General features: G+C 66.4%; 13 protein-coding genes. 4 read left to right on the top strand and 9 right to left on the bottom strand.

Translation table 11 applies throughout. The features are described 5' to 3' along the window. Nucleotides 1–98 precede the first annotated feature (98 nt). Nucleotides 99–905 carry an IclR family transcriptional regulator gene (locus tag HTY53_RS10910; RefSeq protein WP_174106518.1) on the top strand — a complete coding sequence of 269 codons (807 nt, stop codon included), beginning with the start codon at nucleotides 99–101 and terminating at the stop codon, nucleotides 903–905. A gap of 15 nt (nucleotides 906–920) precedes the next feature. Here HTY53_RS10910 and HTY53_RS10905 read toward each other — a convergent pair whose 3' ends face one another. The 3 genes from HTY53_RS10905 to HTY53_RS10895 form a co-directional block, all read right to left on the bottom strand. Next, nucleotides 921–2,351, bottom strand: a complete 1,431-nt coding sequence (locus HTY53_RS10905) for an aldehyde dehydrogenase family protein (RefSeq protein WP_174106517.1) — start codon at nucleotides 2,349–2,351, stop codon at nucleotides 921–923. Between the two features lie 51 nt (nucleotides 2,352–2,402). Then, nucleotides 2,403–3,362, bottom strand: coding sequence for a Bug family tripartite tricarboxylate transporter substrate binding protein (locus HTY53_RS10900; RefSeq protein WP_174106516.1), 960 nt, complete (start codon nucleotides 3,360–3,362; stop codon nucleotides 2,403–2,405). Between the two features lie 137 nt (nucleotides 3,363–3,499). Next, nucleotides 3,500–4,417 carry a dihydrodipicolinate synthase family protein gene (locus HTY53_RS10895; protein WP_238509036.1) on the bottom strand — a complete coding sequence of 306 codons (918 nt, stop codon included), beginning with the start codon at nucleotides 4,415–4,417 and terminating at the stop codon, nucleotides 3,500–3,502. 101 nt (nucleotides 4,418–4,518) lie between these two features. Between HTY53_RS10895 and HTY53_RS10890 the strand changes: the two genes are divergently transcribed. From HTY53_RS10890 to HTY53_RS10880, 3 genes are all read left to right on the top strand, one after another. Then, nucleotides 4,519–5,412, top strand: coding sequence for a LysR family transcriptional regulator (locus tag HTY53_RS10890; protein WP_174106514.1), 894 nt, complete (start codon nucleotides 4,519–4,521; stop codon nucleotides 5,410–5,412). Nucleotides 5,413–5,614: 202 nt separating this feature from the next. Beyond that, nucleotides 5,615–5,974, top strand: coding sequence for a helix-turn-helix domain-containing protein (locus HTY53_RS10885; protein WP_371558071.1), 360 nt, complete (start codon nucleotides 5,615–5,617; stop codon nucleotides 5,972–5,974). Continuing rightward, a complete protein-coding gene (locus HTY53_RS10880; RefSeq protein ID WP_174106513.1) occupies nucleotides 5,971–7,341 on the top strand; it encodes a HipA domain-containing protein in 1,371 nt (456 codons plus the stop codon). Before HTY53_RS10885 ends, HTY53_RS10880 begins: the two co-directional genes overlap by 4 nt. Before the next feature lie 28 nt (nucleotides 7,342–7,369). On the opposite strand, the gene HTY53_RS10875 is transcribed toward HTY53_RS10880, so the two are convergent. The 6 genes from HTY53_RS10875 to HTY53_RS10850 all read right to left on the bottom strand — a co-directional run bounded on the left by HTY53_RS10875 (nucleotide 7,370) and on the right by HTY53_RS10850 (nucleotide 12,998). Further along, the gene (locus HTY53_RS10875) at nucleotides 7,370–7,861 is read right to left on the bottom strand and encodes a flavodoxin family protein (protein WP_174106512.1); all 492 of its coding nucleotides are present in this window, start codon (nucleotides 7,859–7,861) and stop codon (nucleotides 7,370–7,372) included. Nucleotides 7,862–8,089: 228 nt separating this feature from the next. Continuing rightward, nucleotides 8,090–9,304, bottom strand: a complete 1,215-nt coding sequence (locus HTY53_RS10870; RefSeq protein WP_174106511.1) for an alpha-D-ribose 1-methylphosphonate 5-triphosphate diphosphatase — start codon at nucleotides 9,302–9,304, stop codon at nucleotides 8,090–8,092. 69 nt (nucleotides 9,305–9,373) lie between these two features. Further along, nucleotides 9,374–10,102 carry a phosphonate C-P lyase system protein PhnL gene (phnL, locus tag HTY53_RS10865; protein ID WP_174106510.1) on the bottom strand — a complete coding sequence of 243 codons (729 nt, stop codon included), beginning with the start codon at nucleotides 10,100–10,102 and terminating at the stop codon, nucleotides 9,374–9,376. A 3-nt stretch (nucleotides 10,103–10,105) separates the two neighbouring features. Then, on the bottom strand, nucleotides 10,106–10,882 hold the full coding sequence (gene phnK / locus HTY53_RS10860; protein WP_174106509.1) for a phosphonate C-P lyase system protein PhnK: 777 nt from the start codon (nucleotides 10,880–10,882) through the stop codon (nucleotides 10,106–10,108). Then, entirely contained in the window at nucleotides 10,879–11,793 is a 915-nt protein-coding gene (locus tag HTY53_RS10855; protein ID WP_174106508.1) for an alpha-D-ribose 1-methylphosphonate 5-phosphate C-P-lyase PhnJ, read from the bottom strand. Before HTY53_RS10855 ends, phnK begins: the two co-directional genes overlap by 4 nt. Further along, a complete protein-coding gene (locus HTY53_RS10850) occupies nucleotides 11,790–12,998 on the bottom strand; it encodes a carbon-phosphorus lyase complex subunit PhnI (protein ID WP_174106507.1) in 1,209 nt (402 codons plus the stop codon). Before HTY53_RS10850 ends, HTY53_RS10855 begins: the two co-directional genes overlap by 4 nt.

The following is a 12,998-nucleotide window of genomic DNA, read 5'->3' as shown; positions in this document are numbered from 1 at the left end:
GATGGTTGTCTCCTGGGTCGATAGCCTTGCCGGGGCGAGCCCTCTTGTGGTGTTGGGGCATACTGCCGACTGGTATCCCGGCACGGAAATTCTTCCCGATGACCTCTCGTCTTGCGACTCAGAACGTCCGGCAGGCGGACGTTTCAACGACCGCTCCGGAAGAGGGCGCGCGTGCGCTGCGGCGCGGCCTGACGTTGCTCGACGCGATTCTGGCGGGCGGCAGGGACGGCTTGCGCGTCGTCGATCTATGCAGGGCGGCGGGGCTCGAACGCCCGACCGTCTATCGGCTGCTGGCGACGCTGATCGAATGCGGCTATGTCGCTCAGCGCGGCCGCTTTCGCTATGTCAGCGGGCCGAGGCTCGCGGCGATGCCGCAGCGCGACGGCTCGACCGAACTGGCGGAGAAACTGCGGCCGGTGCTGGCGCGGGTCAGCGGAGCGTGCGGCGATGCGGCCTTCGCGATCGTGCGCGATGGTTCGCTGTCGCGCTGCATCGCGCGCCATGTAGGCACGCATCCGGTGCAGGTGCTGGTGATCCAGGTCGGTACGCGTCAGCCGCTCGGTGTTGGCGCGGCCGGGCTGGCGCTGCTGTCGGCGCTGCCGGACGACGCGGTCGGCGAGATCATCGCCGGCAATGCCGACACGCTGAGCCAATACGGCGGCATGACGCCGGAACGCATGCGCATCCTGATTCGCGCCACGCGGGAGCGCGGATGGTCGGTGATCGGCAATCACGCGACCCGCGGCGCGCTCGCGGTCGGCATGGCGGTGCACAACCGCGACGGCGAACCGGTAGCCGGCATCAGCGTTGCCACCACGCTGGCGCGGATGCCGCGCGATCGTCAGCAGTTGATCGCACGGCTGATGCGGGAGGCGGTAGGGACGTTGTTGCCGAAGGGCCTGTAGAGGGCGATCAGGGCGTCAAGCCGCGGTATACGCCGTCTTGACCGCCGTATAGAACTCCTGCGCATACCGCCCTTGTTCGCGCGGGCCATAGCTCGAACCCTTGCGGCCGCCGAACGGCACGTGGAAATCCACGCCAGCCGTCGGCGCATTGACCATCACCATGCCCGCCTGTGCGTGGCGCTTGAAATGCGTGGCCAGCTTCAGCGAGGTGGTGCAGATCCCGGCGGACAGGCCGAATTCGGTATCGTTGGCGAGTGCCAGCGCCTCGTCGTAGTCGCGTGCCGCGATCACTGCTGCCACCGGCCCGAAGATCTCCTCGCGCGCGATCCGCATGTCGTTGCTGCAGTCGACGAACAGCGCCGGGCTCAGGTAGAAGCCGTCCTTGTCCAGCGACAGCCGCTCGCCGCCGCACACCAGCCGCGCGCCTTCTTCCTTGCCGATGGCGATATAGCGCTCGTCCTGCTCCAGCTGGCGCGCGTCGACCACCGGGCCGATCTGCGTGCCGGCGTCGCGGGCGTCGCCGACCACCAGCGCCGCGGTACGCTCAGCGAGGCGGGCGACGAAGCGGTCGTGGATGCCCTGCGTGACGATGATCCGGCTCGATGCGGTGCAACGCTGGCCCGTCGAATAGAACGAGCCCTGCAGCGCGACCTCGACTGCGAGTTCGAGATCGGCGTCGTCGGTGACCACCAGCGGGTTCTTGCCGCCCATTTCCAGCTGGAACTTCGCCATGCGCTGGCAGGCCTGCGCGGCGATGCTTCGCCCGGTTGGCACCGAACCCGTGAAGCTGATCGCATCGACCTGCGGATGTTCGACCATGCGCTGACCGACAGCGCGACCGCGGCCCATCACGAGGTTGAAGGCGCCGGCCGGCAGACCGGAGCGGCTCAGAATCTCGGCAAGCGCCCAGCTCGAGCCCGGCACCAGCTCCGCCGGCTTGAACACCACGCAATTGCCGTAGGCCAGCGCCGGCGCGATCTTCCACGCGGGAATCGCGATCGGGAAGTTCCACGGCGCAATCAGCGCGACCACGCCGATGGGCTCGCGGGTCACCTCCACTCCGATGCCGGGGCGTACGGAGGGCAACACCTCGCCTGCCGTCCGGAGTGCCTCACCCGCGAAGAACTTGAATATCTGCGCGGCACGGACTACCTCGCCGGTCGCTTCCGGCAGCGTCTTGCCTTCCTCCCGCGCCAGCAGGTCGCCGAGTTCGGCACGACGCTGCAGCAGCTCGTTGCCGACGAAATCCAGCACGTCGAAGCGCTGCTGCGGCGTCGACAGCGACCACTTGCCGAAGGCCTGCCGCGCGGCCTGCACCGCCTGATCGACGAGGGCGGCATCGCCCTGCGCGTAGTGGTCGATGATGTCCGACAGGTCGGACGGGTTGACGTTAGCGCTGCTGTCGGTGCCGGCGACCCATTCGCCGGCGATGTAGTGCGATTTCACGGTGGCTTCCTTGTTGGCGAGAGCGCGGCGCCGGTCGGCGCCGCGCACGGCTTATTCCTTCTCGATGCCGGCGGTGCGGATGATGCGGCCCCACCGATCGAGTTCCGCGAGCTGGAAGCGGCCGAGCTCCTCGGGGCTCGACAGCGCGATTTCCTGGCCGCTTTGCTCCACGACCTGCCGCACGCTCGGCGTGGCCAGCGCACGATGGACCAGCTCGGTCAGTCGCTGCACCACCGGTTGCGGCGTGTTGGCAGGGGCATACAGCGCGTTCCAGTAGCCGGCTTCATAGCCCGGCAGCGTGTCGGCGATGGTGGGCACGTTGGGCACCAGGGCCGAGCGCTTGGGGCCACTGAAGCCCAGCGCACGCAGCTTGCCGGAGCGCACCTGCGGCAGACTGGCGGGCAGGTCGACGATCATCAGATCGGTCTGGCCCGCGACCAGATCCACCACCGCCGGGGGATTCGCCTTGTAGGGAACGTGCGTCATCTCGGTGCCGCTCATCTGCTGGAACAGCTCGGCCGCGACGCGTGCCGACGAGCTGCCCGAACCGTAGGTCAGCTTGCCCGGCTCCTTTTTCGCCAGTGCGACCAGTTCGGCGACGCTGTTGGCCTTGACGTTCTGATTGACCACCAGCAGCTGGTAGCCCTTGGTCAGCATCGAAACCGGCGTGAAATCCTTGATCGGATCGTAGGGCAGCTTCTTCAGCAGGTGCGGATTGGCGGCCTGCGTGGTGTTGGTCGTCATGAACAGCGTATAGCCGTCAGGCTTCGCGCGGGCCACGGTCTGCGCGGCAATTCCGCCCATGGCGCCGGCACGGTTCTCGATCACCACGGCCTGGCCGGTCAGCCGGGTCACCTCATTGCCGAGCGCGCGGGCCAGGCCGTCGGTGGCGCTGCCGGGGCTGGAGCCGATCACGATGGTGATGGGACGGGCGGGATAGGTCTCCGCGAGGGCGCCGCCCGTCAGCGAGGCGAAGGCGCAGAAGGCGAGCAGGGTGCGACGAAATGGCATGGTTGGTCTCCAATGAAAGTTCTTGTAGTGGGGGACGCGCCGGTCCCCTTGGGTACGAAGCGGGCGAGCGCCCGCGATGGGATCGGCGCAGAGTCAGCGCAGAGTCAGCGCAGAATCGGCGCAGAATCGGCGCAGAATCAGCGCGCAAGCCCCCAGCCGGACATCAGCTCGTGCAGGCGACGCTGCTGCGCGTCGGCCAGCGGCCACGCCGAGGGCGGCCGTGCGGCGCCGCAGTCGTTGCCCATCAGCTGCAGCGCTGCCTTGACGACCGTGACGTTGGTGCCGTTGTTCTCCTGCGCGCGCAGGTCCTCGAAGGGCAGCATCTCGCCGATCAGGCGCATTGCCACCGCATGATCGCCGTCTTCCAGCGCGCGGTGGATCGCCACCGAGCGTTCGGGCATCACGTTGATCAGGCCGGAGGTAAAGCCGCGTGCGCCCACCGCATAGAAGGGCGGCGCCCAGACTTCGGCCAGTCCCCCAACCCAGGCCAGACCGCGATCCGCGGTGCGGCGGATCGCTTCGGCCAGCACCATCGGCGTCGGGGAGGCCCACTTGACGCCGACGACCTCGGGGATGCGGCACAGCGCCTCGATGGCGGCCAGGCCGATGTTGTCGTTGCGCAGATAGAGCACCAGCGGCAGCCCCTGGGCGGCCTCGGCGATCTTCTGTACGTAAGCGACCACGCCGCGCGGCGCGACGAAGGGATCGGGCGGCTGATGGATCATCAGCGCGTCGGCGCCGGCTTCGCGAGAGGCGCGGGCGAGCGCGCAGGCTTCGTGCACGCTGCGGCCGACACCCGCCAGCAGCGGCACCCGGCCGGCCACGCATTCGGCGGCGGCATGGACCATGCGCACCGCCTCCTGCTCGCGCAGGCCGTAGAACTCGCTGGTATTGCCATTGGCGACGAGCACATGCACGCCGGCGTCGACGGCCCGGTCGACCACGGCCGAAAGCGGGCCCGGCGAGACGGTATCATTCGCGTCGAACGGCGTGACCAGGATTCCGGAAATGCCATTGAGCGCCTCGCGCAGCGCGGAACCTTCGAAAGTCGCCACTTGAACTCCTGATGGAATGGACATGAGAGGCGCTACTGTAGAAAGCCACCGGTCCCGCCGTCCAATCCAAACTGGCGATTACCCAATTCAAGATTTGAATCGTGTTCCAGCTATCTCATCTGCGCAGCTTTGTGGCCGTCGCGACCGAACTGCATTTCGGCCGCGCGGCCGCCTTGCTGAACATGACACAGCCGCCCCTGACGCGGCATATCCAGCTGCTCGAACATGAGGTGGGCGTGCAATTGCTCGATCGTTCGGGCGGTGCGGTGCGCCTGACGCCGGCGGGCGCGATCTTCCTGCGCGAGGCCGAGGACATCCTGCGCCGCAGCCAGGCGGCCAAACTCGCCGCGCGCCGGGCGATGCGCGCCGATGCCGGCAGCGTGTCCATGGGATTCATTCCGGCGGCAAGCTTCGCGCTGCTGCCGCAATTGCTCGGCGCAATTCGCGCCAGCCTGCCGGAGGTCCACGTGTCGCTGCGGGAAATGCAGACCGATGCGCAGCTGGAGGCCATCGCCGCCGACCGTATCGAACTGGGCCTGGTGCGACCGTTCGCGCCGCGCAGCTTCGTCGAATCGGCGCCGCTGCTGCGCGAGCCGTTCGTCCTGGCCGCGCCGGTCGGACACCCGCTGCTGCAGGCCGACCGGCTGCCGTTGTCGGCGCTCGAAGGCCAGCCATTCATCGAGTTCTGCCGCTCGGAGTCGCGCTATCTGTACGAGATCGTGGCCGGCCGCCTGCGTGCGGAAGGCGTCGCGCCCGAGACGGTGCAGACGCTTAGCCATACGCATTCGATCCTGTCGCTGGTCGATGCCGGCATGGGCCTCGCACTGGTGCCGCAGTCGGCATGGCGGCTCGGCTATGCAGGTGTGCGATTCCGGCCGATCGACGATCAGGTGGGACTGGATGTGGAACTGCATCTTGTCTGGCGGCGGGGCAATCCGCATCGGGTGGCGGCCACGGTGCGGGAATTGCTCGAGCGGACGTCATCGACGCAGTGAACAAGGGCGCGGGCACTGCCCGCCTTTGTTCCGCATTTCAGGAACGATAGTCGCGATTCGGGCTTGGCCCGTTTAGTTCCGCAAAATTAGGAATTATGGACGCTTCTGCGCACTCTAGCTGATTGTTCATTGAAATCGCGGAATAATGTGGTACGGTTTGAGCGTTGGTGCATTATTCCGCCTATTTCGGAACTATAGAGTCGTGCCGCAGCAGGCGGCGTCGTTTCTCGATCTCGGAATGTCAACCATGGTGAGAAAACTGCCGCTGCCCGACGACTCCTTGAGTCCGGTGGTGGAAACTCTGGAATCGCTCGGCGCGCTGGTGCGCAGTCAGCGCGCCCGGGGACAGCTGCGGATCGACGATGCGGCCGATTTGCTTGGGGTGTCGAAGGATCTGCTGTCCCGTTTGGAGAACGGCAAGTCCGTCGGTCTGGACAGCCTGATGAAGGTGCTGGACGGCTTGGGCCTGAAGATGCTTGTCCTGCCCAAGGGGGACGCCTCGCTCGTCGAGGAGCAACTTGCCGAGCGCGCCGCGCATTCCACTGACAAGGGCATCGCATGACCTACTCGCTCCGTGTGGTTTCGGAGCAGGCGACCGTGGGGCGCCTGACTTACGAACCCCACCACGGCCTGGCCGGTCGTTACTCCTTCGCGTACGACCCGGCCTGGCTTCACCGCGACGATCGGTTTCCGCTTTCCCCACACCTGCCGCTGCGCGGAGAGCCGAGCGATCCAGATACTGTGGCGCGCTTTCTTGCCAATCTATTGCCTGAGGGCAGGGCGCTGGAGGTCGCCGCCGCGCATCATCACATCGCGAAGTCGAATACCTTTGCGCTGATTCGCTTGCTCGGCAAGGAGCCGGTTGGCGCGCTGAGTTTTGTGCCGGAGGATGAGTCTTCCTCGGATCCGGTACAGCAGCAGGCCGAAGCGATACCGGAAAAACGCGAGATAACGCGGGAGGAACTGAATCAGCGCATTGCAGATCGCAATCGCGATGTGCCCTTTCCTGTCTGGGATGGCAGAGTCCGGCTTTCTGTTGCAGGGTTTCAGGACAAGTTGCAGGTGTTGGTGGAAGGGGACCGCGTTGCGTTGGCGGAGGGCCGCCTCAGCTCTACCCACATCCTGAAGCCGGAGTCCATCAATGCGAAGTGGGAAAGCCTCGTCGCGAACGAACACTACTGCATGACGCTCGCTGCGGAGATTGGCCTGCCCGTTGCACCGGTCCAGATATGGCGGATTCCTGCGCCCATACTGCTGATCCAGCGTTTCGATCGCATTGTGTCGCTGCTTGCGGACAACGAAACGGTACGACGTGTGCAGCGATTGCACGTCATTGACGGATGCCAGGCGTTGGATTTGCCAGTGGGCTACAAATACGAGCGCAACTTCGGCAGCACCAGGGACGTCATGCATGTCAGAGATGGCGCAAGCTTCGAGAGGCTGTTTGCACTGACACCCTATTTTTTGGTGCCCGCCACCGCGCGTCTTTTCATGCTGCGCTGGGCGCTGCTCAACATCCTGATTGGGAACTGCGATGCGCATGGAAAGAACATCTCTTTCTTTGTCAGCGCAAACGGCATCCACCCCGCACCGCTGTACGACCTCGTTTCTGTGGGAGTCTATGGCGATGCCGTCGAGCAGGAACTGGCCATGGCTTATGGCGACGAATTTCTATTGCAGGGGTTGACCCCCTTTGCGATGGCGGATTTCGGCAGCCGTATCGGCGTCAACCTGAGTCTGTTGCAGCGTGAAATGGAACGAATGGCTGCCGCGGGAAGCAGCATTGCGCCCCGGCTGGCCGAATCGGATGTCTATGTTGGCAGGGAGCGCGATCTCGTGAAGCGGATTTGCCGATTCGTCGAGACGCAGGCGGACCGCATGGGGCAAATGGCAAAACAGGTCCGTCGAGTCAAGGCGGACATGCTCTGAATGGATCGAGGCCGCAAGATCCGTTGCCTCAGAACACCCCCAGCGCCAGACCGCTTGCCATTCCTTCCCCGAGCTCCGCGCATCTTGCGAGGTCTTCGCCGCCAATCTGCTTGGGCGCGAGGATCCGCTCCGGCGTCTGCGCATGCGTGCAGACGATCAGCCCCGGCGCCACGGATCGCAGGCGCCAGCCGGTCGCGATGCGGTCGATCTGCCGCAGCGCGTTCTGGCCATCGCTGCCGGCGCAGATCATCACGGCATACGGGCGGCCATTGATGCGGTCGAGGACCGGGTAATAGCAGCGGTCGAAGAAGTCCTTCATCAGCCCCGCCATTGCGGCGAGATTTTCCGGCGTGGCGAACAGATAGCCGTCGGCATTCAGGACATCGTCGGGCTGCGCCTCGGTGGCGCGGAGCAGCCGGACCGCGATGTCCGGCTGCGTCTGCGCGGCGTGGGCCGCGGCTTCGGCCATTTGCTGCGTGCCTCCGGTCATCGTGTGGTAGACGATCAGCAGCGTCTTCATCGGTGCGTGTGGGCGGGTGGGGTGACGAGGGCAATGTAGCACGCTGACTCGGGCGTGCCGTGCCTGCCATGGCGCATGGTCCACGGCTCCGAGGCGTTCCGGGAGCCGGTGATCGGGGCGGACTGCCTGGCGTCCGGGCAGGCCCCGGTGGTCGACTTCATTCGCTCGGTGACTGACCGCACGGCGTTCTGACCCGGGCCGGACCTGCCTCTTCGCGCCGTGCGCGATTCACGCCGCCTCGAAGACCTTCTCGCGCGTCTGCAGCCGTCCCGCACCGTCCGGCAAGGCCCGATACCCCGCGGCAAACACCAGCCGCCCCGCCACCCAGGTATGTGTGACCAACGGTTGCCCGGCAACATGGGCCACCGCAATCACGTCCGCGCGCAGTCCCGGCGCCAGCCGGCCGCGATCGTGCAACTGGCAGGCGTCCGCCGGATTGGCGGTGACCAGGGCGGCCGCCTCGTTCAGCGGCAGGTCTGCCAGGCGCGCCGCGGCAAAGGCAGCGGCGATCAGCGTCGAAGGCTGGTAGTCCGAACAGAGGATATGGCCCACGCCCGCCTGAATCGCATCGATCGCGCGCATCGAACCGCTCTGGCTGCGGCCGCGCAGCACATTCGGGGCGCCGAGGATAGTCGGCAACGCGCGTTCGGCGGCGGCCTGCGCGGTCTCGAGGTTGATCGGAAACTCGCTCATGCGCACGCCCAGGGCTTGCATCGCCGCGATCCGCTGCGCGGAGTCGTCGTCGTGGCTGGCGGTCGGAACGCCGAGCTCGTGGGCCCTCGACAGCAGCCGGCCGACGCGTTCGTGCGCGCCTTCGCGCTGTTCGACCTTCTTGGCCGCGGCATCGGCCGCTTCCTCGCGGCTCATGCCGTGATTGCCCATCATGTAGGCGAGGTACGCGTCGAGGGTCTTGAACTGACCCTGTCCCGGCGAATGGTCCATTACCGAAAGCAGATCGACGATCCCTTCCAGCATCAGCATTTCGAGCACCGGCACCGCGGCGGCATCGGTCACTTCATAGCGGCAGTGGATGCGGTTGTCGACCAGGCTATGGTCACGATAGGCCGCCACGGTGCGCACCAGCGCGGCGGCCGTGTCGTTGTTGCGCACGCCGAACTGGTTGTTGGCGAAGGACAGTGCGTGATAGGGCGTCGTGATGCCGGCCGCCGCATTGCGCCGGTCGACCTGCGCGACCGCGAAATCCATCGGGAACAGCACGCTGGCGCGCGGTTCCACTTCCTTTTCGATCGCGTCGCAATGGACGTCGATCAGGCCGGGCATTACCGTGTAGCCCGGCAGCGCCATCACGCTGGCAAGCGCCGGCACCGAAGCGGGGTCGGGCTCGATCGCGGCGATGCGGCCATCCTCGATCAGCAGCGCGCTGTCTTGCAGCACGCGATCGGGCAGCACCAGGGTAACGTGCGTCAGATAAGTGGCGGACATGTGCGGCTCCGTGTCGTTTTTCGGTCTGGATGCGGGGCTGAGATGCGGATAAGGTCGTTCGGGTTCCCGTCATGCGACGGCGGTGGCCGGCTGCAGGGGCAGCAGGCGCGTGGCGACCGCATCGCGGACCGCCTCGTCGTGGAAGATGCCGATCAGGCAGCGCCCCTCGGCCAGCGCTTCCCGGATCAGCGCGATCACCACGGCACGGTTGTCGGCATCGAGCGAGGCGGTGGGCTCGTCCAGCAGCAGGATCGAATGGCCGCCAACCAGCCCGCGGGCGATATTGACACGCTGCTGCTCGCCGCCGGAAAAGGTCGCGGGCGGCAGGTCCCACAGCCGGCGCGGCAGGTTCAGACGTTCCAGCAGTGCCGCGGCGCGCTCGCGCGCCACCTGGCGGTCGACGCCACGCTGCTGCAGCGGTTCGGCAACGATGTCGAGCGCGCCGACACGCGGAATCGCGCGCAGGAACTGGCTGACGTAGCCGATCACGTCGCGGCGCAACTTCAGCACGCGCTGCTCCGGCGCGTCGGTCAGTTCGACCCAGGGCGCGCCGTCCGCACTGGTATCGCGCAGCCGGATGCTGCCTTCGGTGGCCAGATAGTTGCCATACAGGCATCGCAGCAAGGTGCTCTTGCCGGTGCCGGAGCGGCCCGACAATACCAGGCATTCGCCCCGCGCGGCGTCGAAATCGACCGTCTGCAGCACCGGCAGGCGAATGCCGCCCTGGTTGTGCAAGGTGAACATCTTGCCGAGGCCGCGGACCTCGATCAGCGTCTGTGCGCGCTCTGCTTGCGTCATGGTTCAACCCTGCAGAATGGAAGAGACCAACAGCTGCGTATACGGATGCTGCGGATCGTCGAGAATCTGATCGGTCAGGCCTTGCTCGACCACGCGGCCGCCCTGCATTACCAGCGTGCGATGGGCCAGCAGGCGTGCCACGGCAAGATCGTGCGTGACCAGAATGGCGGCAAGCCCGAGGTCCGATACCAGCCGGCGCAGCAGATCGAGCAGCCGGGCTTGTACTGAGACGTCCAGCGATGCGGTGGGCTCGTCCATGAAGACCAGGCGCGGATGCGTGACCAGATTGCGGGCGATCTGCAGGCGCTGCTGCATGCCGCCGGAGAACGCATGCGGCGTGTCGTCCAGGCGCGCGAGGTCGATCTCCATCTTCTCCAGCCAGGTGCCGGCAATCTCGCGCAGCTCGCCGTAATGGCGCTGGCCGACCGCCATCAGCCGCTCGGCGATATTGGCGCCGGCGCTGACCTGCATCCGGAGACCGTCGCGGGCGTGCTGATGCACGAAGCCCCAGTCGGTACGAGCGAGCAGGCGCAGCCTCGCGTTCGACAGCGTGGCAAGGTCCGTCAGGCCGGACTCGCGCATGTCGTAGCTGACGGTGCCGCGCTGGGCCGGCGCCTGCATCGACAGCGCCTGCAGCAAGGTGCTTTTGCCCGAACCGGATTCGCCGACGATGCACAGCACTTCGCCGGGATACAGGTCGAAGCTGACGTCATGGCAACCGTGGGTACCGTCCCAGGTGCGGGTCAGTCCGCGCACCGACAGCAAGGGCGTCGCGTTCATTGCGCACCTCCCGCAGCCGCTTCCATGGCGCCGGCAGCCTGCCGGGCCTGGCGATCGGCGCAGTACTCGGTGTCGGAGCAGACGAACATGCGCGTACCGGCGTCGTCGGTGATGATCTCATCGAGATAGCTGTCGGCGGCGCCGCACTGCGCGCAGCAGTTCGACCACTTCTCGACCGTGAAGGGATGGTCGACGAAGTCCAGGCTCCTGACCGAGGTGTAGGGCGGCACCGCGTAGACGCGTTTTTCGCGGCCGGCGCCGAACAGCATCAGCGCCGGGTTGCGGTCGAGCTTCGGATTGTCGAACTTCGGGATCGGCGACGGCCGCATCATGTAGCGCTGGTTGACGATGACGGGGTAGTCGTACGTCGTGGCGATATGGCCGTGACGTGCGATGTCTTCGTAGAGCTTGACGTGCATGGCGCCGTATTCGGCCAGCGCATGCATCGTGCGCGTCTCCGTTTCGCTGGGCTCCAGCCAGCGCAACGGCTCGGGAATCGGTACCTGGAACACCATCGTCTGGCCTTCGCGCAGCGGCGTTTCGGGGATCCGATGGCGGGTCTGGATGATGCTCGCCTCCGCCGTGCGTTCCGTGGTCCGTACGCCGGTCACCCTGCCGAAGAAGCGGCGGATATTGATCGCATTGGTGGTGTCGTCCGAGCCCTGGTCGATGACCTTGAGCACGTCCTGGCGGCCGATGATGGCCGCGGTCACCTGGATGCCGCCGGTGCCCCAGCCATAGGGCAGCGGCATCTCGCGGCTGCCGAACGGGACCTGGTAGCCGGGAATCGCCACCGCCTTCAGCAGGGCGCGCCGCAGCATGCGCTTGGTCGATTCGTCGAGGTAGCCGAAGTTGTAGTGGCCATCCGGCGTGGTGCTTTCCACCGAAGGGGACGCGATGGCGGTCGTCATGCGACGCTCTCCTCGTGCGTTTGGCACTGCTGCGCCGCTTCGTTGCGGCCCGTTGCCGTTGTCGTAGTCGTTGCCGTCATCGCGGCAGGTCCCGTTGGCGCACTGGCAACAGGTTCGGCCGCTTGCCGCTGGGCGCGCAGCCGGCGCAGCAGTTCGAGATTGGTCTGGAAGTCTACGTAATGCGGCAGCTTCAGATGCTGGACGAAGCCCGAGGCCTCGACGTTGTCGCTGTGGTACAGCATGAACTCGATATCGTTGGCCGGATTGTCGGCGGCTTCGCCCAGTTCCGCGGCGCGCATCGCGCGATCGACCAGCGCCATCGACATCGCCTTGCGCTCGTTGTAGCCGAACACCAGGCCATAGCCGCGGGTAAAGCAGGGCGCTTCCTCGGCGTTGCCGGCGAAGTCGTTGATCATCTGGCATTCGGTCAGCTCGATCTCGCCGATCGTCACGGCAAAGCCGAGCTCTTCGACGAACAGCTCGACCTCCGCGGTGCCGTAGCGGATCTCGGCCGCGAACGGATGCGAATTGCCGTAGCCGCGCTGCGTCGAATAGCCCATCGACAACAGGAAGCCCTCGTCGGCCCGTGCCAGATTCTGCAGCCGCGCCGGACGGTCGGCCGGGAAAGTCAGCGGCTCGCGCGTCAGATCCGTCGGGGCCGGATCGCCGGGCGGAACCGGCTCGGCCTCGATCAGATCGTCGGCTTGCAGCAGGTCGGTCACACGCGGCATCCGTTGCACTTCGGCGGTGCTCGCCGCAGCTGTAGCCACTGCGGCGGCGGGCGGATGCGTGGCGCCCTCGGCTTCGAGCGAGAAGTCGAGCAGCCGCTGCGTGTAGTCGTAGGTCGGGCCGAGGATCTGCCCGCCCGGCACATCCTTGAACGTCGACGAGATTCGCCGGCGCAGCCGCATCGCGCCGGTGTCGAGCGGCACCGTATAGCCGAAGCGTGCCAGCGTGGTGCGATACGCGCGCAGCAGGAAGACCGCCTCGATCTGGTCTCCGGCGGCCTGCTTCAATGCCAGTGCGGCCAGATGCGGGTCGTACAGCGAGCCTTCGGCCATCACGCGCGACACGGCGAGCGGCATCTGTTCGCGGATCTGCGCCAGCGTCAATTCCGGCACCGAGGGATCGCCGCGGCGGTACATGTCGACCAGCCGGTACGAGTTGAGGATGGCGCGTTCTCCGCCCTTGACTGCAACGTACAT

The sequence above is a fragment of the Cupriavidus gilardii genome (assembly GCF_013314895.1).
Lineage (GTDB): Bacteria > Pseudomonadota > Gammaproteobacteria > Burkholderiales > Burkholderiaceae > Cupriavidus > Cupriavidus gilardii_C.
The sequence above is the reverse complement of the archived record's forward strand: the minus strand, read 5'-3'. Positions and strand labels throughout refer to the sequence as shown.